This window comes from Methanohalophilus levihalophilus, from assembly GCF_017874375.1.
GTDB classification, from domain to species: domain Archaea; phylum Halobacteriota; class Methanosarcinia; order Methanosarcinales; family Methanosarcinaceae; genus Methanohalophilus; species Methanohalophilus levihalophilus.
Map to the genome: position 1 here is coordinate 578,465 of NZ_JAGGLK010000001.1, position 19,536 is coordinate 598,000.

At 42.5% G+C, this 19,536-nt stretch carries 19 protein-coding genes; 14 read left to right on the top strand and 5 right to left on the bottom strand.

Going from position 1 to position 19,536, the window contains the following annotated elements; translation table 11 throughout:
* Positions 1-139: 139 nt before the first annotated feature.
* The 4 genes from J2755_RS02990 (at position 140) to J2755_RS03005 (ending at position 4,521) form a co-directional block, all read left to right on the top strand.
* A complete protein-coding gene (locus J2755_RS02990; protein WP_209679457.1) occupies positions 140-1,795 on the top strand; it encodes a sensor histidine kinase in 1,656 nt (551 codons plus the stop codon).
* A gap of 109 nt (positions 1,796-1,904) precedes the next feature.
* Entirely contained in the window at positions 1,905-3,407 is a 1,503-nt protein-coding gene (locus J2755_RS02995) for a homocysteine biosynthesis protein (RefSeq protein WP_209679460.1), read from the top strand.
* Positions 3,408-3,409: 2 nt separating this feature from the next.
* On the top strand, positions 3,410-3,796 hold the full coding sequence (locus J2755_RS03000; protein WP_209679463.1) for a 4Fe-4S binding protein: 387 nt from the start codon (positions 3,410-3,412) through the stop codon (positions 3,794-3,796).
* Positions 3,797-3,807: 11 nt separating this feature from the next.
* Positions 3,808-4,521 (top strand): UPF0280 family protein, encoded by a 714-nt coding sequence (locus tag J2755_RS03005; protein WP_209679466.1) that lies wholly within the window; start codon positions 3,808-3,810, stop codon positions 4,519-4,521.
* Between the two features lie 41 nt (positions 4,522-4,562).
* On the opposite strand, the gene J2755_RS03010 is transcribed toward J2755_RS03005, so the two are convergent.
* Entirely contained in the window at positions 4,563-5,264 is a 702-nt protein-coding gene (locus J2755_RS03010; protein ID WP_209679468.1) for an AIM24 family protein, read from the bottom strand.
* A 423-nt stretch (positions 5,265-5,687) separates the two neighbouring features.
* On the opposite strand from J2755_RS03010, the gene J2755_RS03015 reads away from it, so the two are divergent.
* The 7 genes from J2755_RS03015 to J2755_RS03045 all read left to right on the top strand — a co-directional run bounded on the left by J2755_RS03015 (position 5,688) and on the right by J2755_RS03045 (position 11,367).
* Positions 5,688-5,963 (top strand): ribbon-helix-helix domain-containing protein, encoded by a 276-nt coding sequence (locus tag J2755_RS03015; protein WP_209679471.1) that lies wholly within the window; start codon positions 5,688-5,690, stop codon positions 5,961-5,963.
* 36 nt (positions 5,964-5,999) lie between these two features.
* Positions 6,000-7,172 carry a cell division protein FtsZ gene (gene ftsZ / locus J2755_RS03020; protein ID WP_209679474.1) on the top strand — a complete coding sequence of 391 codons (1,173 nt, stop codon included), beginning with the start codon at positions 6,000-6,002 and terminating at the stop codon, positions 7,170-7,172.
* A 72-nt stretch (positions 7,173-7,244) separates the two neighbouring features.
* Positions 7,245-8,720: a dihydropteroate synthase-like protein gene (locus J2755_RS03025; RefSeq protein WP_209679478.1), complete on the top strand. Its 1,476-nt coding sequence runs from the start codon at positions 7,245-7,247 to the stop codon at positions 8,718-8,720.
* Between the two features lie 12 nt (positions 8,721-8,732).
* A complete protein-coding gene (locus tag J2755_RS03030) occupies positions 8,733-9,188 on the top strand; it encodes a hypothetical protein (RefSeq protein WP_209679480.1) in 456 nt (151 codons plus the stop codon).
* 37 nt (positions 9,189-9,225) lie between these two features.
* On the top strand, positions 9,226-10,416 hold the full coding sequence (locus J2755_RS03035; protein WP_209679483.1) for a geranylgeranyl reductase family protein: 1,191 nt from the start codon (positions 9,226-9,228) through the stop codon (positions 10,414-10,416).
* Between the two features lie 2 nt (positions 10,417-10,418).
* Entirely contained in the window at positions 10,419-10,763 is a 345-nt protein-coding gene (locus J2755_RS03040; protein WP_209679486.1) for a gamma-glutamylcyclotransferase family protein, read from the top strand.
* Positions 10,744-11,367 carry a TatD family nuclease-associated radical SAM protein gene (locus J2755_RS03045; RefSeq protein WP_245312626.1) on the top strand — a complete coding sequence of 208 codons (624 nt, stop codon included), beginning with the start codon at positions 10,744-10,746 and terminating at the stop codon, positions 11,365-11,367. Before J2755_RS03040 ends, J2755_RS03045 begins: the two co-directional genes overlap by 20 nt.
* Before the next feature lie 3 nt (positions 11,368-11,370).
* Here the strand turns inward: J2755_RS03045 and engB are convergent, their stop codons facing one another.
* Genes engB through J2755_RS03065 form a run of 4 tightly spaced genes read right to left on the bottom strand, consistent with a single transcriptional unit; the run spans position 11,371 to position 15,887 of the window.
* Entirely contained in the window at positions 11,371-11,988 is a 618-nt protein-coding gene (gene engB, locus J2755_RS03050) for a GTP-binding protein EngB (RefSeq protein WP_209679489.1), read from the bottom strand.
* Positions 11,985-12,965 (bottom strand): DHHA1 domain-containing protein, encoded by a 981-nt coding sequence (locus J2755_RS03055; RefSeq protein WP_209679492.1) that lies wholly within the window; start codon positions 12,963-12,965, stop codon positions 11,985-11,987. Before J2755_RS03055 ends, engB begins: the two co-directional genes overlap by 4 nt.
* A 20-nt stretch (positions 12,966-12,985) precedes the next feature.
* Positions 12,986-14,266, bottom strand: a complete 1,281-nt coding sequence (locus J2755_RS03060) for a hypothetical protein (RefSeq protein WP_209679495.1) — start codon at positions 14,264-14,266, stop codon at positions 12,986-12,988.
* Positions 14,267-14,276: 10 nt separating this feature from the next.
* The gene (locus J2755_RS03065; RefSeq protein ID WP_209679499.1) at positions 14,277-15,887 is read right to left on the bottom strand and encodes a BatD family protein; all 1,611 of its coding nucleotides are present in this window, start codon (positions 15,885-15,887) and stop codon (positions 14,277-14,279) included.
* A gap of 245 nt (positions 15,888-16,132) precedes the next feature.
* On the opposite strand from J2755_RS03065, the gene J2755_RS03070 reads away from it, so the two are divergent.
* From J2755_RS03070 to J2755_RS03080, 3 genes are read left to right on the top strand one after another with little or no spacing between them, the layout of a single operon-like run.
* The gene (locus tag J2755_RS03070; RefSeq protein WP_209679501.1) at positions 16,133-16,711 is read left to right on the top strand and encodes an FmdE family protein; all 579 of its coding nucleotides are present in this window, start codon (positions 16,133-16,135) and stop codon (positions 16,709-16,711) included.
* Between the two features lie 14 nt (positions 16,712-16,725).
* Complete coding sequence (locus J2755_RS03075) at positions 16,726-17,751, top strand: 4Fe-4S binding protein (protein ID WP_209679502.1); 1,026 nt, start codon at positions 16,726-16,728, stop codon at positions 17,749-17,751.
* A 2-nt stretch (positions 17,752-17,753) separates the two neighbouring features.
* Entirely contained in the window at positions 17,754-19,517 is a 1,764-nt protein-coding gene (locus J2755_RS03080) for a formylmethanofuran dehydrogenase subunit A (protein WP_209679503.1), read from the top strand.
* Positions 19,518-19,536: the final 19 nt, after the last annotated feature.

The window sequence follows — 19,536 nt, forward strand, 5'->3', positions numbered from 1 at the left end:
AAAGCGGCCACATTAAAAATGCCATTCCATCACAGTATAAATATTAAAGTCAAAGGTAGAAAACATATACAGATTTATATACTTCGAAAGTAGTCTCATTATTTACCTATTTCAGTCAGAATTATGAGAGGATGGAATAATGGCCGCTCTAAAGAGCAAACTTGAAGCGGAGGCTTTATCTGCACCATCATATGAATTGATGGAAGAAACTGACGAAAGCATGGCGAGAATGCTAAGTCGTCTGATCAATAGCAGTCCTGCCGTTGTTATTTTCTGGCAGGGCAATGAAAGAAAGAAGCTTGATTCCGCATCTGAAAATGTCAATCAGTTTGGTTACGATGCAGCTTTGCTGAAATCTGGAAAAGTCGCTTTTGATGATATGGTTCATCCAGAGGATCTTGAATATGTGCATGCCCATTTTATGGACCTGATAGACAAAAGGAAGGACAGCGTTTCTTTTGAATATCGTTTGTACGACATCTCCGGAGATATCAGATGGGTTTCTGAAACAGTGGTATGCCACAAAAGCAAATCAGATCTGAATTACGCCAGCATTATTATTGATATTACATCCCGAAAGGAAGCAGAAAAAACACTGCTTGAGAAAGAGAGGGACATAGCCATTCTTTACTCTGCGTCAAGCCTCGCCTCTGAATCGCTTGATGTTGATGATCTTCTTGACGAAGTTCTGATGGAAATGGGAGATTTACTGGATATCCGCGCAGGCGGAGTTTATATTATAGATCATGAATCAAGGGAAGCGGTTCTTAGGGCATATATAGGACCTCATGACGAATATCCCGAAAAAATCCATTACTCGGTTGTTGAAAACCTTTTCAAGGGATCAGCTGACATCCCGTCAAGGCCTCTTGTTGCTGAGGAAATTGTAAACGTAGGCGGAGAGATCCAAAAACGCAAGCATCTCCTCTTCCACCTTCATTCAAAAGAGCATATTATGGGCTTTGTCCAGCTCACAATTCCCATAGAACATGAAATCAGCAAACCAAGTTTGCAGGTTCTTGAACACGTTGGAAAGCATATTGGCGTTGCTATCGAGAATGCGCAACTGTTCGAGGTCACTCAAAGGGCATATGAAGATCTCAAATCCCTTGACAAACTCAAGAACGAATTCCTTGCTAATTTGACGCATGAACTTAAAACGCCACTTATTTCCATAAAAGGTTTCAGCAAACTTCTGGATGATGGAAGATTTGGTGAATTAAACGAAGAGCAGAAGAAGGCGAACTCTGCAGTTGTCCGCAACTCAGAAAGGCTTAAACGCCTGATAGACTCCCTGCTTTACATAAGCCTGGAAAAAGAAGGCAACTATAAGTATTCTTTTGAAAACCTTGATGTAAATGATGTAGTCAATGATGCCATGGAAATTGTCAAAATCCATACCGAAGGAAAAGACATCAAGATAATTCCAAGCATACCTGAGACACTCTCCCCAATTTACGGGGATAAAGAGCGCCTTACAACAATGATAGTGAATATACTTGATAATTCTATCAAATTCATCCATAATGAAGGTCAGGTAAAAGTTACCGTCAAAGAAGAAGAAAACGATATCCATATCAAAATAAAAGACAACGGGATAGGAATTCCAAAAAGTAAAATCCCCCGTGTTTTCGATATCTTCTACCAGATTGATGGTTCAACTACAAGATCTTACAATGGAATTGGCCTTGGGCTTCACATTTGCAAGAAAATTGCAGAAGTCCATAACGGAAGTGTCTGGGTCAAAAGTCTGGAAGGGTTTGGGACCACTACCCACATTCGCCTTCCAAAATAATCCTTTTTGAATTGATCAATAAGGATAGTATTTTTTGGGTTTTTGAATATTACCAGAAGTAATATATAGTCTTGCAACTATTACTGGAACATATCAGCGAGGTCGGAATATGGTTGAGAAATCGATTAAGGAAATTAATAGTCGAATTGAGGACGGTAGTGTAAATGTAGTAACAGCCGAGGAAATGGTTGATATCGTTGTAGACTTAGGCGCAGAAGGCGCTTCAAGGGAAGTTGATGTCGTTACGACAGGCACTTTCGGTGCGATGTGCTCATCCGGCGTCTGGCTCAATTTCGGGCATTCCGAACCCCCTATTAAAATGAACAAAGTCTGGCTCAACAATGTTGAAGCTTATACCGGAGTTGCGGCAGTTGATGCCTTTATCGGAGCAACCCAATTATCCGAAACAGAAGGGATGGCCTATGGCGGAGCTCACCTAATAGAAGATCTGATAAGGGGCAAGTCCGTTGATGTCCACGCTACTGCATATGGCACTGACTGTTATCCGAGAAAGGTGCTTGATACAAGCATAAACATTTACGATCTTAACCAGGCAATCATGATGAACCCCCGCAATGCCTATCAGAAATACAATGCTGCGACCAACGGTTCAAATCACAAAATATACACTTACATGGGTACCCTCCTGCCAAATTTGGGGAATGTCACGTATTCCGGAGCAGGAGTCCTGTCTCCAATGCATAATGATCCAAACTATGAAACAATAGGAATGGGAACAAGGATTTTCCTTGGAGGAACACAGGGATATGTAATCGGAGAAGGAACCCAGCATTCACCGCAAAGCAATTTCGGAACAATAATGCTGCGTGGGAACCTTAAGGAAATGAGTTCCGATTACATCCGTGCCTCCACATTCGAGGGATACGGCACATCACTTTACGTTGGTATGGGAATACCTATACCGATTATTAATGAAAAGGTTGCTTTAGCTACCGCAATTACAGATGCAGACATAACAACAAACCTGCTGGATTACGGTGTTCCCAGCCGGGACAGACCAAAATTGGGCGAAGTCACCTACGAAGAGCTCAGATCCGGCACAATCGATTTCAATGGAAAGGAAATTCCGACCTCTTCGATGTCAAGTTTCAAGATGGCAAGAAAAATCGCAGGCGAATTAAAGCAATGGATAAAAGAGGGGGATTTCTTTGTCACAGAGCCTGTAGAATTACTGCCTTCTGATACAGTTTGCAAACCAATGAAACAGACAGATCGCAGTTTACTTGTCCAGGATATCATGGCAACAGAAGTTATTACTATAGATCAGGATGCAACGTTCCACAAGGCAGCAAAAACCATAATGGAAAATGACTACGATCACCTTCCGGTAATAAAAGAAGACGGAACAATTGCAGGTATTGTGACTGCATGGGACATCTCAAAAGCTGTTGCAGAAGAAGACTACAAGCTCGTAAAGGACATCATGACTAAAAAAGTTATTACTGCCAATGCAACCGACCCAATAGATATCGCGGCCCGAAACCTTGATTTTAATGGTGTTTCAGCAATGCCGGTTATTGACAATAAGAGAAAAGTTATTGGTATAATAACCAGTGGCGATATCAGCAAACTTATGGCAAGGAGGCAGTAACAATGATGTTCAAAATCAATATTTCAGCAGATATTGTCAGTGAACCAATAATTGCAGATTCAATTCTAGAAACAAAAGTGAGCCTCAACATATCGCAGGCGCATTTTGATGCTAATCATGGGGAAATAATAGCCGAAGTGGAAAATTCCCATTTCCGGAAAATAAAAGATGCACTCACATCGAAAGGGGCTGAAATAACAATCCTTGACAATCCGATAATCAGGGATGAGGAGGAATGCGTGGAATGCGGTGCCTGTATCTCTGTCTGCCCGGTAAAAGTCTTCTCGTTCGATAAGGAATGGAGTCTGCAGATGGATGCTGACAAATGTATCCAGTGCGGAACATGCCTCAAAATGTGTCCGCATAATGCCCTTATTCTTGAACTCTAAGGACAATAACTATGCAAGAGCTTTACAGGCTCAAGGAAACAATTGTTACAATAAAGGCAGACAAACAGGAATACATTGAAGTCGCCAAGAAATCAATTATTTCAAGCCGGAATCTCCTTGAGCACTATATTGTAAGAGACCCATATTTCAAAATCAATCTTGAGCCCCACGAATGTCGGGAAAACGCACCGGAAATTGCCCTCAGGATGGCAAATGCATCGCAAAAAGTTGGTATTGGTCCGATGAGTGCTGTGGCCGGGACAATTTCATCATTTGCAGTAGAGGCGATGAAAGAAGCAGGGGCAACTTACGCAGTAGTAGATAATGGTGGTGACATTGCATATATTACTGACAGAGCACTTCATGTCGGAATTTATGCAGGAGCCTCACCTGTAAAAGATCTGGCATTTGTTATCAATCCAACCCGGGATGTTAAAGGAATCTGCACTTCTTCAGGAACAGTCGGGCCGTCAATCAGTTTTGGAATGGCAGATGCGGCGATTGTGTTTTCAAACAATGTATCCCTGGCGGATGCTGCGGCAACAGCGCTTGGAAATGCCACGGATATCGGGCCTGCAGCTGTTGAAGAAGCTTTCAGCATTGTAAAAGGAGTAGATGAAATCGAGGGCGCAATGGTAATACAGGGAGAAAATGTCGGAATGTGGGGCAAACTCCCGGAAATAATACGCTCGAAAGTGGATTATGATTGTATAACGAAAGGATAAGAGGGGGAAAAAACTGCCACATGAGCCTTTCCCGCCAAATATCATCCCTGTGAAACCGTTGACTGGAAGGGAATTTCCTCATAAGGCTGTATCACAACAAAGCCTTCTCCCTTAAAGGCCATTTGAATACTTTCACCGCTGGTTCTGCCAACAAATGTTTTCAGTGAGATATCAGTTTTCAGATCAGGTTTAAGATTTCCTGACCACGCAACCGTTGCATTTGGATCGGTAAACACTGACCTGTCCTTTGAGACTTTGAGTGTTAATGGATCATAATGAGTTGTGATGGCAACCATGCCGCTGCCTTCAAGTCTGACATTGAAAAGACCTCCTGCCATTACACCGGTTACTTTTTTGAGCATTTTGATATCCCATTTGATACCATCTTCAAAGGCAAGCAGATCATTTCCATTTACATATATCGAATCATTATCGAGATTGAGTACAGATATTTTTTTTCCGGCATCTGCAAGGTAAACTTTACCCTGCCCCTCTGCCTTGGTAAGACTCATACCTTCACCTGTAACAGCCTTCTTGAGCATTTTGCCCACGCCGTGTTCGAGAACACCTTCCCTCGTAAATTTTACGTCTCCAATATACGCAACCATTGAACCTTTTTTGGTCCAGACACGACCGTTGAGGTTCAACTCAAGCATGCGCTCATTCTCCATTTCAAAAAGACCCTCCCCGCGGTCCTTTTGACTGGTCATTTCCACAAACTCATTTACTGAATATCTTCCCATGATTATTCCTCTTTTTATTGCACTGATTCGATACAGTTATTTTATTAACATAAAATAGATAATACTAAAGTGTATTTTTATTATATGTATGTTTTCAAATTCTGACTTTAATATATTAGTTAGATATAATTCGGCAATTGGTATATTTTGATTATTTTTGGCAGAATTACAAAGTGATCAAAATTGTCTTACATTCTAAAGAAAAGCTACCACAAACTAAGTGCTATTTCAAAAACATAATCTATCGAGCGCTTATTCATATTAATCTGCAAGAATTGATCAGAAAAGCAGATAGACCCTTTGTAACTTACAACTCAAATATTTGTTAAAGGAATATAGAAAAAAACCTGAATCCAGCACTCCAGTGACTATGTCCGTTCCGACAATTGTCGATAACCTTATATACGACTATGTACAAATAATATGTCAGACACAAGTCAGATTTTAGACAGACGTTTGGCGGACATATGTCGGCTTTGCGTCAGTTCTAAGGCAGACCATTGTCAGACAAGAGGAGCTAACATGAAGAGAATCACAATCAGATTGCCGGATCAGCAACTTGATATGATTGACTATATGGTAGCTCAAGGCGAATTTCCATCTGCAAGCGAAGCAATTCGGACAGCAGTGCGAGAATTAATTGATGAACGGGGTGAAAAACTTCTCCGTAGATCGGAGATGATAGCAGCCCTGTCATAAACAGACTTTTTGTGTATTCTAAGAGGGGATGAACACATGCAGTCAATAGTGCAGGAAGCTTTGAGACTAACAGAACAAGAAAAGCAGTTTAGAGAAGTATCAGACAGCGAAGATGATTTTGCATTCGGAATGCCCAGAATAACCATTGTTGGTTGTGGTGGAGCCGGAAACAATACCATCAACAGACTTTATAATATTGGCATCGAAGGCGCTGAAACCATTGCAATAAACACGGACAAGCAGCACCTTGATCACATTCGTGCCGATAAAAAAATACTTGTTGGAAAAACGTTAACCCGTGGACTTGGCGCCGGAGGCTATCCTGAAGTTGGTGCAAAGGCTGCAGATCTCGCTCGCGGAACCCTTGAAGAAGTCTTCAAGGAAAGTGACCTTGTTTTTGTTACAGCTGGTATGGGCGGAGGAACCGGTACCGGTGTTGCTCCTGTTGTTGCAGAAATTGCAAAAGAGCAGGGCGCAATTGTGGTAGGAATGGTATCCAGTCCGTTCCGTGTTGAACGTGCAAGAACAGTCAAAGCAGAAGAAGGACTTGAAGATTTCCGCAGAGCTGCTGACACCGTAATTGTGCTTGACAACAACAGGTTACTTGAATACGTGCCAAACCTTCCAATAGAGCAGGCATTCTCCGTAATGGATCAGCTCATCGCTGAAACCGTTAAAGGCATTACCGAAACAATTACCCAACCTTCCCTGATTAACCTTGACTACGCAGACATTCGCGCAATCATGGGATGTGGTGGCGTTGCAGTCATGCTTGTAGGTGAAAGCAAGAACCAGGACAAGAGTGACGATGTCGTAAGGGCAGCCCTGAACCACCCACTCCTTGATGTGGACTACCGTGGTGCTACCGGAAGCCTTGTACATATCACAGGTGGTCCTGATCTCAGCCTCAAGGAAGCTGAAGAAGTTGCATCTTCACTTACCTACGAACTCTCACCCACCGCTAACGTAATCTGGGGAGCAAGAATAAGAGATGATTACGAAGGAAAGATCAGAGTAATGGCCATAATGACCGGTGTGCAGTCAGCACAGGTACTTGGTCCTCAATACCAGACAGATATTGTCGAAAAGAGGGAACCTGTACGCAACACATCAAGAAGCTACACCCGCGTAAATAATGGTCAGCGCGCAATTGTCGAGCCCATTAACAGCTCCGGCAACGGCGGATCTATTATAGACATAATTAACTAAAACTCTATGCCGGGCAGGTAGACCCTGTTCGGCTGGAATAACTTTTTTTATCTTCACTGAACTTCTATATTCATGAATATTCTGATAGCCACAGGTCATCTTGCACTGGACACAGTGAAAGATGCTGCTGGAGACAAAGCCGAAATTCTACTTGTTGACACAGAAGTCGCAGCATTCATAACCCCGGGCAAGCTTCTGGATTCCTATTTAAAAAGTTACAAGCCAAACAGATTTGATCTGTTGCTTGTTCCAGGCCTTGTATCAGGAGATTTTTCTGCAACAGCAAGCAAAATGGGATGCCCTATTTATCGCGGCTCAAAACATGCATATGATCTGGCTACAGTTCTCCGGTTTGCAGATGACATAACCTTTTCCACAGAAATACCCGCCTGTGAATTGATTGAAGGAATCAGGAAGGAAGAAGCTCTAAATACTTTACAGGAACTGGAAGAAAGTGCATCTCCTGCATTCAATATAAGGGATCTCAAAATCGGAGGAAATTCCGGCATGAAAGTCATGGCGGAAATTGTCGATGCAGCATCCATGAATGAAGTTGAACTCAATCAAAAAATCAAGCATTTCCTTCATGAAGGCACAAGCATTATTGATCTCGGCATTGCAATGACAAGTTCTGCCGAAGCAGTTGAAGAAACGATTAAAGTTGCAAGAAAAGCGACAGATATTCCTTTGAGCATTGATACAACAATTGCCGAACATATCCTTTGCGGTGTTGAAAATGGCGTTGATCTTGTACTCAGTCTGAACAGTTCAAATATTGATTCAACTGCCAGAAAGATAGCAGAAAAAAATATCGCAGCCGTTGTGATACCTGATCCGGGAAAAGGACATGATTCGCTGATTAAAAATGTAGAAAAATGCCGGGAATACGGAATCAAGAAAATTATTGCAGACCCTATTCTTGATCCTGCAGGACATGGATTTACGGAATCAATTATCCGCTACAGAATCTTTGCTGAACAATACCCTGACATCCCCCTTTTCTTTGGTGCGGGGAATGTTACCGAGCTTTTTGATGCAGATTCGACCGGGATAAATGCCCTGCTCTGCACAATTGCCTCCGACACAGGGTCATCAATACTTTTTACTCCTGAATACAGTGACAAAACACAGGGTTCCATTTCAGAACTTAAAACTGCTGCAGGAATGATGAAACTTGCAGAATTCCGCAAAAGTTCACCAAAGGATCTCGGCTTTGATCTGGTTCACATAAAAGAAAAAAGGAAGAGACTGGAAATTCCAATGCCAAAAGACGCAATCGCAGCAAAACCCAACAACGGGTGGGAACTTGATCCAAAGGGACCATTCAGGATCGGAATAACGCATGATCCCGAGGGCAGAGGATATATTGTTGCAGAGCATGAGAAGACTACTATAATCGGTAAAACTGCATCAGAAGTACTGGATTCTATCATAACCAACGACTTGGTCAGCAAGTTTGATCATGCTGGATACCTTGGAATGGAGCTTAAAAAAGCTGAAATTGCACTCCAATTTAATAGAAGTTACGAGCAGGATGATGTTTTCTAACGAGGTGAAAAATTGAAACTTAATAGTCAGGATAAAACAGAAATTGCACAGATACTGGCTGAAAAATATTTTTCGGAAATGGACTGGAAGTGGGTAAACCTGAAAAAAGATGTGAACCGCATATTCACAGCTTATGAAGAAATCGGGGACCAGTATAGGGAATACCCCTACATGAGCAAAGACTGGTATGTTGAAAATTCCGCCACCAAAAGCATCCACATGTGTAAAAGCTGGGATGAGCTGAAAGATCTCGTAGACTTCCTGAAAGCATATTCTAACAATTTTGACTTCCTTGCAATGAACGACCGAAAGATGCTGTGTATCGCATCTACCGAAGACTCGCTTAACCCGCAACAGAAAAATGCAATTTCAGAAGCAAAGAAACTGCGCTACAGCATATTTGTATTCAGTGCAAAAGTACCCGAAGATATTGAATTTGAACTGATGCAAATCGGCGGCGGCATGTAAAATATTTCCAGGATTTTGTTACTTACAGGGTATCCAGATGTCCCAAACTGAAGAATATGATGTTGTAATAGTGGGTGCCGGCCCCGCAGGTGCAACGGCTGCTGCCTATGCAGCACAGTCCGGAGCATCAGTCCTTTTAATCGATAAGAAGAAGGACATTGGAGTACCCTTGCAGTGTGGTGGTTTCCTTACCCATGAGGATACATTGAGAGATTTAGTTCCAAGTGCTGAACTCCCTTACCAGCTTTTGGAATATCCAAAGTCCTGCGTTCACACATCAACTAATTTCCAGCGATTCATTGCTCCTGATGGCTACTCCAAGGGTTTTGAAGTTGAAGCCGACGCTCTTGACAGACGCAAATTCGACAGATACTTGGTAAAAAAGGCAGCTGATGCGGGAGCTGAAATACTAATTGGAACAAATGTCACAGAAATTAACAATCAGACAGTAATCACAGATGGCATTTTTGGAAGAAACGATTACAACTGTAAAGTCCTCATCGGGGCCGACGGACCAAACTCTCTTGTTGGAAAATCAAGAGACCTGGTAAGAGAACATGACCCCATGGGAGTCGGGACAGCATTCGAATACGAACTTTCCGGGGTTGATGTTGACAAAGATGCAGTTGAGATGTATTTCGGGAAGAAATACGTCCCGGGCGGTTATGCATGGATTATTTCCCAGGGAGAAGACAATGCCAATATCGGGGTAGGTGTCAGAGAAGCCCTTTTTGATGAAAATATGTGTGCAAGAGACTACCTGAATCGATTTATGCATGTGCACCCGCAGGCTTCCGAAAAACTTGAGGGCGGAACAATCATTTCTGTTGTTGCAGGCCTTGTCCCGGTTGGTGGTGCTCCTTCAAAGACAGCAACTAAGAACACTCTCATTGCAGGAGATGCAGCCGGGCATATAATCGCAACAAATGGCGGAGGAATTGCCACAGCAATGGTTGGAGGAAAACTCGCCGGAGAAACTGCTGCCGATTACCTGAGCGGGAAATGCAATCTTGAAGCGTATGAGAAACGCTGGAGAGAACAGATGGGACTTGAGATCAAAACAGCAGTTTATGCGCGCAAATTAATGGATAATCTCATGAAATCCGATGCGCTCATGTCAAAGGCAATCAAAGTGATTTCCCCGGAGCAAATGAAAGACATCCAGTGCGGCAAACTCCCGACTTCAGTCAAAAAAGCACTTCTAAAGCTTAATTTCGGACTTAATTAATCATGTATCTTTTTGTCTACGGAACCCTGAAAAAAGATTTTTCTAACCACCATCTCATTAGAAATACAAGATTTATCGGAGAAGACAAAACCAGAGATAATTATTGCATGATCGATATGGGTTATTTTCCGGCAATTCTGGAAAGGGATGGAACCACGCCAATAAGTGGAGAAACATATCTTGCTGACGAAAAACTCCTGGAAGTTGTTGATGAATTTGAAGGAAAATGGTTCTACCGAAAACAGATACGACTTGAAAGCGGAAAAAGAGCTTATGCATATTTTCTCTCACCGGAAGCCATTAAAAAGGAATATCCTTTAATCAGCGATGGAAATTGGAAGAGATAAGATGGAAGACACCCATAACAATACCATTTGCTATGAAGCACATGGCAATCTGTACCTGAACATTACCAATAGATGTAGTGCAGATTGCACTTTTTGTGTCAGGAATTTTCAAACAGGCGTGTATGGATATGATCTTCGCCTTTCCAGAGACCCTTCACTGGAAGAAATAATTGCAGAGCTAGAAAAACATGATATTTCAGAATATGGAGAAATCGTATTCACCGGTTTTGGAGAACCGACGTTAAGGTTTGAAGTCCTCCTAAAAATCACCGGCTGGCTGAAATCAAAAGAAGCTTATATAAGGCTTGACACAAACGGCCATGCACAGCTTATCAATCCGGAAAATGATGTTATTGAAAATCTTAAAGATGCCGGACTTGATGCAGTTTCTGTAAGCCTGAATGCCGAATCAAAGGAAAAATACGACAGGATATGCAAACCAGCGTATCCTGATGCCTATCAGGCCATGTTGGATTTCACAAAGAATGCACGCAATGCAGGTATCGACACAAGGATGACTGTTGTGAGAATTCCTGAAATCGACATTGATAAATGCAGGGAAATAGCCACTTCGATTAGAGCAGACTTCCACGTAAGAGGATAAAACTTACAGGTATTTCAGCAGATCATCTCTTTTGGAATCATGCAGTCGTTCCCTTATAAGGGACTTGAGAACACCGAGATCTCCTTTTTTTGCGCTGCTCGGGGCGACAACGTACTTCCATTTTGTCCAGGGTTTCAATAGTCCGAATCTGGAAATTATTTCATCCAGCTCTTCATTCTCGTTCTCCACCTTATCCATTTTATTTGGAACAATTATGGTATCAACTTCAAGTTCTGCAAGGAAATCAAACATTTCAATATCAATTGGAATCTCATTCCTGGACTCCCACCGCCCCACAACATCTACAAAAGAAGGTGCATCGATTACAAGAAGAGCCAGGGAAATCTCATCTGAATTTTTTTCAATGCCACGCACAATGCGATCTTTAACGATATCCTGCTTTCTTTCCTTGACGCCGCTCATAAAGCCAAATCCAGGATGGTCGGTAACAACAAGATCCGAGCGCTTTACAACAGTAGGTTTCAACGTAACTCCCGGACGTTTTCCCACACGAACCTTGTGACCTGTGAGCTCTCTGACAATAGAAGATTTGCCGACATTGGATCTGCCAAACATTGCGATCTCAAATTTTCCTTTTTTGGAGAAGCGTGATTCACTCATGCTTCTGCCGCCTTTTTATCTTCCATCTCGATTCTCCTGTCCAGTTCCAGAATAAAGGATTCAAATGACTCTTCCGGAATACGGGCACCAGCAGCAACGGAATGTCCACCACCGGAACCGCCATACATCGGAGCAACTTCCCTGAGAATTCGATTTATATCCGCACCATTGCGGGATCTAAGACTTAAGTCGTAAGCGCCTTTATTTTCCCTGTGCTCTGCAGCAACTCCTATATTTCTCCTGCCATAGGAAGCGGCATAAATAGCCGATTTTCCTAAGAAACCATCCGGATCTATAACATAGGCAAGGCTGCTAAGACTCTGGACAGTTGCTTTCACACGAATACGCAATTCTTCCTCTAAACGGGAGGCTGCCCTTGCGTACTTCGGAAGTTTAGCAATTTCAGATGGAATCTTATCCTTCGAAAGTGGAACCAGCAAACTTCGCTTGAAATCATAATTCCTGCCAGCATACTGGATTGCCTGAATAAGAGTACCTGCCTGATAATAGAGACTCCGCTTGTCCCAATCCTTGGTCCATTTTTTTACATCTGGGGTATGATCACAGTAATCTCCAATTGCGCCATAAATTGCAACCCTGCGAATATCCCTGCTCAATCTTGACTCAAAAACCTTGTAAGTGAGCTCCGCAGCACAGACATCAAGGTTGTGATGGAACCATGGGGCATCCCAGCACTGTTTGGGTAGCGGATGATGATCAATGTAAACTACGTCGCTTGTTGTTGCAATTGCATCAAGCTTTTGGTATAAAGTAAAACACTCACGTTCATCAACTGCAATATCACATATTATGACATTATCATACCCTTTAGCCATGTCAAGGCGACGGCTTAAGCTTACAGGGCTTGTAAAAAAAACATCTGCATCAGGGTACGCACTTTTAGCGATTGAACCGGAGCAGATGCCGTCTGAATCACCGTGAGTAAAAATTATTGTCTTCTTTGATTTTCCTTTCATTCCAGTCACCCAAAATACATTCAAAAGCCGAGTGCTTCATTGATTATTTCAAGTGTCTGGGTATAAAGAGATCTTATAGAAGTAATTTTCCCATATCCCGGAACAGGTGAATATATATCAGACTCTGTTGTAGCTGAAGAATTGGTTTCAGTAGTTTCAGTAACCACTTCAACTGAAGTATTGGCCACCTCTTCCGTATAAGTGCTATCATCAGTGCCAAAACCGGAATCGAAGATGAGTGATTTTGATTTCACTGTTTTGCTATATCCCTTAGAATCCGAGAATTCCGCAGTCACGGATGGTATGCTGACTGTATCTTTCATAGGAGTAAAAATACTATAACTAATTGATTCTTCATCAGAAGGAACAAGAACCTTTGAGAATTCCAGACTTCCAGCCGCCAGAGTTGTTTCCGGAGGCAATGTATCTACAATAGATGTATATGCTGCCCTGTCCCCCTCATTTGTAATGTTCACAGTAATATCTATCATATATCCCGAACCATCGGCCCTTACTGATCCAAGTTCCGCAGTTTTTGTCAGATTGATATACGGCCCATTAAATGTGAGATTGGTAGCATTTGTGGAAACTGTTCTGATTATACCAAATCGTTCAAGGCTTATTTCTGTAGGCTGGAGAGCATAAGTACCCGGTCGCAAAGCACGGACAGAGTAGTGATAATTGAATTTTTCATACGGATCAAGTTTTATGCTGGAATCCAAATCCACATCCGGATCAAATATTAAACCTTCAGGAAGAGTTTCAGCAATTGTAATATTATCGAAAGTTAATCCCTTGAGATTTGTAATCGATATCGTTACATGAACACGCTGATCAATGTACATTTCATTTCCTGCAGTCCTTGACACCTGAAGTGTATCATTGATCCATGAAACAGGTCCTTTTTTTGTCTCATTTGCAATATATACTTCTATTTCGGCATACGGAGTTGGAATATCAGTCCCAGTTGTCACATTAAGCGCTTTTATTTTGAACTTGTCTTCTACCACCTTCAAAGAAGGAAAAACTGAATTATTAGCTCCAAGTACTGCACTCCATGAATTGGATTTATTGTCTTCTATTGAGAGTACAACATAATCAACTTCCGTATCAAATGGTTCGGACTGGGAAAAATCCGATGCCCTTATAAGATACCCACTAACATTGATTTCATCTCCCCAAAACAGAGTATGGTTTTCGGGATCCTCCCACGATCCATCATCCTGGGCTGATGCCGGAATAGCCATGACCAGCAGGAGAGTCAGAAATATCAGCAGACTAAGAAGTTGAATCTTTTTCATGGCGGCTTTATCACCCACGTCGCTTGAAAATATATATCATACCGATCACAATTATACCTATCAAGGAGCTAAAGCCCGGTTCAACCTTATTATCATCAGCTGCTTCGCCAGGATTATCCGATTCCACAGGATCACCAAGAGTGAAAATTGGATCATTCTTACTGTCAGAATCCGAATTATCTGAGGAGGAAGATGATGAGTCAGATGAAGTACTTTCTGTGTTAGTTTGTGGTCCAACTAAAAGTGACAGAGAATTGGAAATTAGTTCCCCTTTATAGTTTTCCAGATCAATGAAGCTTCCTTCGGCAGGTGGAATCTGAAATGTACCGTTTTCAGTTGCTTCTACAACATAAGAGTAACTTGCTGATGCTCCATTATTAAGAACCTGATCAACAAATAAGCCTCCACTTACGAAAGTGAGGCCATCTGGTGGCTCAGAAGAGAAATAAACACTTGCATCCCTGTTACCAGTGTTTTTAACGGTTACTTTCACAGTTGAAGATTCCCCAATGGAAATATCCGGATCAGTAATGGATTGGCTTACTTCTATAACCGGCCCGTCAATCTGGATTTCCGGTTGTTGTGATTTAGCGGTGTATGTTTCACCATCTGCCTCAAAGGTAGCTTCAGTAGCTGGCAATTTGTGCTTCCCGTCATTAATCGGTTTAAGGGAATATTCAAAAAGAACAACGGATTCATCGGGATCAAGGGAAAGATCTTCTTTGAGGACAATACTATCCAAAATTTCAAAACTGCTATGTAGGGTATCTTCGACATGAATATCAGAAATCGAGTACAGACCCCAGTTGCGAATAGAAACAGTTATCCTGACATTATCTCCCATATAAGCTTCATCAACTGCTGATTTTGTTATCAGCAACTCAGATTTAGGTTTTATTGTAACCTTTTTAGCTTCTTCCTCTGTGTGAACGTCGTTGTTTATATCATAGCCTTCAACTGTAGCGGTGATGTCAATTTTAGTTTCTTCCCATAAATGCGGTATTTCAAGTTTGGTTACAAAAGTTTCACTTGTTTCATCTATCGCAAGATCTGTGATCGGATGAACAAGTTTTCCGTCTTTTAGTTCTGCTCCGGAAATTGTGAGAGTTAAATCTTCAGCCTCAGCATCACCAGTGTTTTTGACATATACAGTAACCTCAATTCCATCTACTCCGGCAGCGGTACGTGGATCATAAGTATCTTTGTTTGTTTCAATAGTTATGTCAAATTCGGGCAAACCTCGCTCAAACACCTGGATATTGGCAGTCGGATCCTGCATAGTCTCTGTCCATTCATCAATATCAAGATCAACTTCCTTTATGAAAACCCGAATGTCATGACCATCTGCAACATCCCTGTATTCCAGAGAATCGCCTACCTGCATTGGAGCATGTTCTACCTCTACACCGTTCTTGTAGAGGGTTACATAAACAAAACCATCCTCGTCAAAATCGGCAGTTTCAATAGTGTATTCATCGTTTTTTGCAGTGTCTCCCCAGTGCATGGTTTTCGAATCAATACTGGAAACCCATTGAACATCATCAAGTTCATAGGCACTGGCAGAACAGGTCAAAAGAAGTGTCGTCATCATAATTAGTATGAGAAAAAATTGAGCGCGCATAGGTATACCTCGTAATTTAGAATTGGATTTTCCCCTCTTATTCGTTTTTTATATAATAATAGAAAATCGTCTTTTTATAAATTTCTTTTTATCGGAAAATTGCATCCAAAAACAAATCAAGCAAACCATAATTCCAATCCGCAGGACATCGATAAATATATATAACTTTCCTAGCTATGTTCCTTAGGCGTGCTCGCCTTATAGCTATATTTATAGAGATTTCTGTATCAAAATGAGGGTTCTATATGGAAGATATCATTAATGAAATTAAGGAACAGGACCCACAACTTTTTTCGCAGGTCGAAAAAATCATTCCTTTCCACGGATATTTGAGTTCCGGTGCATTTATCGGATTGAGAATGCTCAATATGGCCAAACGTATTCTTGAAGTTCAGGATGGGGAACGTATTTACGCAGTCAGCGAGACCTACAATTGTGTACCTGATCCATTCCAGATTCTGGAAGGAGCAACCATAGGCAATAAAGGACTTCGCATAAAAGACTATGGCAAAATGGCTGTTACAGTCAACAAACGAGCTGAAAAAGGCGTAACATCAATGAAAGGTGTGAGGGTATACCTTGACCCTGAAAAGATGGAAGATTATCCTAAACTTCATGCCTGGTATATGAATACTGAAAAAGTGCCGCATGAAGAGGTCCTCCCTGAATTGTTAAAAGCTGGGGAAAGTGTTTACAGCTATGAAATGGTAGACATTGAAATTCCTCCACGAAAGAAAAAGAAAGTACGACTTTGTGAAAAGTGTGGTGAGAGCTTTGTCCAGTATGAAGATGAAGCGCTCTGTCCTGCATGTAACGATAACTAAACGGAGAATACAAGATGAACGAAACCGTGATTTCAACCAAGGACAATAAACAGACCGTATACATTCCAGAGAAATGTATCGGCTGTGGAACATGCGTCATGGTTTGTCCAAAGGATACATTGGTAATCGGATCTGTAGGTCCTGTTGCCCGTGGCCTCTTGGACAAGGATTTTTTAGATATCAGGCCAGATACCTGTATCACATGTGCAATGTGTGCAAAAGTCTGTCCAACCGGCGCATTAGAAATGAGAGAAGATGGAAAGCCAATAACCGATGAAACATACATCAACGGCTCTATTAAACCCACTACTGTAAATGATGACTGTGTGCACTGTGGACTTTGCGAACAGATTTGCCCACAGGGTTGCATTGAAGTCGAACAGTGGCTTTCAAACGATAATGTTGCAAAAGTAGAAGGCCAGACTAACATTGACAATGATTGCTGCGTGCACTGTGGATGGTGTGCTTCAGTCTGTCCAACAAATGCAATTTCTGTTGAGAAACCTTTTGCAGGCACATGGGAACGTGCCGAAGATACATGTCAGGCCTGCCGCACCTGTGTGGATGTCTGCCCATGCAATGCACTCTTCAATCCTGAATGGGAAGTTGGAGAACGTGTGGATAAAGTCGCACAGAGACCTGACGCATGTATATACTGTGGAGCGTGCGCAGTGTCCTGCCCTGTTAATGCAATTGATGTGAGGAAGACAGCCATTGTACCGGAAATGGCAAAGAAGAATGTCTTTGAGAAGAAACTTGTTGACAAGCCCTCTGCTACACCGGCACTCACATCCACTCTGGTTACAGACAGGGATGCATGCCTTGGTTGTGGCAACTGTGTAATCGTATGTCCGGTCAACTCAGAATCAGACGCTGCAATTGCAGCCGGTGCCCTCAACGACATTGATGATAAACCACTCCTGGAAGTAGAGAATGGTGCAATCAAAGTAATCGATCAGGAAGCTTGCGGATCATGTGGCGCTTGCGCACTTATCTGCCCGACATCTGCAATCTGGCTCGAGAAAAGAGAGGTGGTATAAAAATGGCATCTGCACTTATAGTTAAGAATGGTTATGTTTTCGACCCCCTCAACGAAATAAACGGGGAAATCAAGGATGTTTTCATCAAAGACGGAAAAATCGTTGCCGGTCTTTCCGATGCTGAGATGAAAGACGCAAAGGTTGTAGATGCGACCGGTAAGACCGTAATGCCTGGTGGTGTGGATTCACACACACACATTGCAGGATCAAAGGTCAACTCCGGAAGACTCATGAGACCTGAAGACCACTACAAGTACAACAAAGCAAAAACCGATATTACCCACTCCGGATCCGGCGAAACAACCAAAACAGTCTATCTTGAAGGTTATGAATACGCCCAGATGGGTTACACAACTGCTTTTGAAGCCGCTGTGCCGCCAATGAAAGCCAGGCACACCCACGAGGAAATGCGCTCTATCCCAATGCTGGATATGGGTGGCTACCTTGTATTGGGTAACAACTGGTTCATGATGAGGTACCTCAAAGAAGGTGACATGGAAAAGGCAGCTGCTTACATTGCATGGATGATGAAAGCGCATAAGACATATGGTATAAAATGTGTCAACCCTGCTGGTGTCGAGAACTGGGGTTGGGGTGAAAACATCAGTTCACTGGATGAAGCTAACATCCACTTTGAAGTAACCCCAAGGGAAATGATCAAAGGCCTTTGTGAGCTCAACGAAGAGCTTGGAATCCCAATGCCAATGCACTTGCACGCAAACAACCTTGGACACCCCGGGTGCTATGAGACAACTCTCGAATCCCTGGCAATTCCATCCAAGATCAAAGCTAAACAGGATATTGGCGTTGATTGGGCAGAAACAAAGATCGATCCATCAAGGGATAAATCTGTTTACCTGACCCATATGCAGTTTAATGCATTTGCCGGTACATCCTGGAGAGACTTTGAATCCGGTGTCAAGCCACTTGCAGACTACATCAACAAGAACGAGCATGTAGTCATTGACAGTGGCAGCGTACCGTTCGGAGAAGCAACCTGTATGACCGGTGATGGTCCTTCAATCCATGATGTAGCAGTACTGACAGGCGGCAAATGGTCAAACTGTGATGTCGATCTGGAATGTGGTTCCGGTGTTTGTCCGTTCACATACCTCAAGAGCAACCCCGTACACAGTGTCCAGTGGGCAATGGGTCTTGAATGCCTTTTGCTTATTGACAACCCATGGCAGGCAATCATGACAACCGACAGTCCAAACGGCGGTCCATTCACAAAATACCCACTTATCATGACCTGGTTGATGTCCGAATCCTTCAGGGAGCAGACATTCAATGAATGTCATAAATGGGCAAACGACCGCAGTGAACTTGGCGGTGTTGACAGGGAAATGTCACTTTATGATCTTGCAATCCTCACACGTGCCAATCCTGCAAAGACCATTGGTATGGTCCACAGGAAGGGAAGCCTCGGAGTTGGCGCAGACGGTGATGTAACTGTCTACGACATTGACCCGACAAAGCTGGATGTCAATAACCACGAGGATCTTATCAGGAAATTCGGAAGTGTAGCATACACAATCAAAGACGGCGAAATAGCCGTAAAGGATGGGGAAGTCGTTTCAATCCCAACACAGAGAACATTCTACAGTGACATTTCTGTTGATGATGCCGCTGAGAAAGACATGCTTGCGGATGTAAAAGAGTGGTTCAAGTACTACTCCATCGGATTCAACCACTATCCAACCCCTGATAAATACCTTACAAACCCAACCGCTGTCACGGTGAACACGAGACACATGTACAGGTAAATGCGGAGAAGTGATTTGA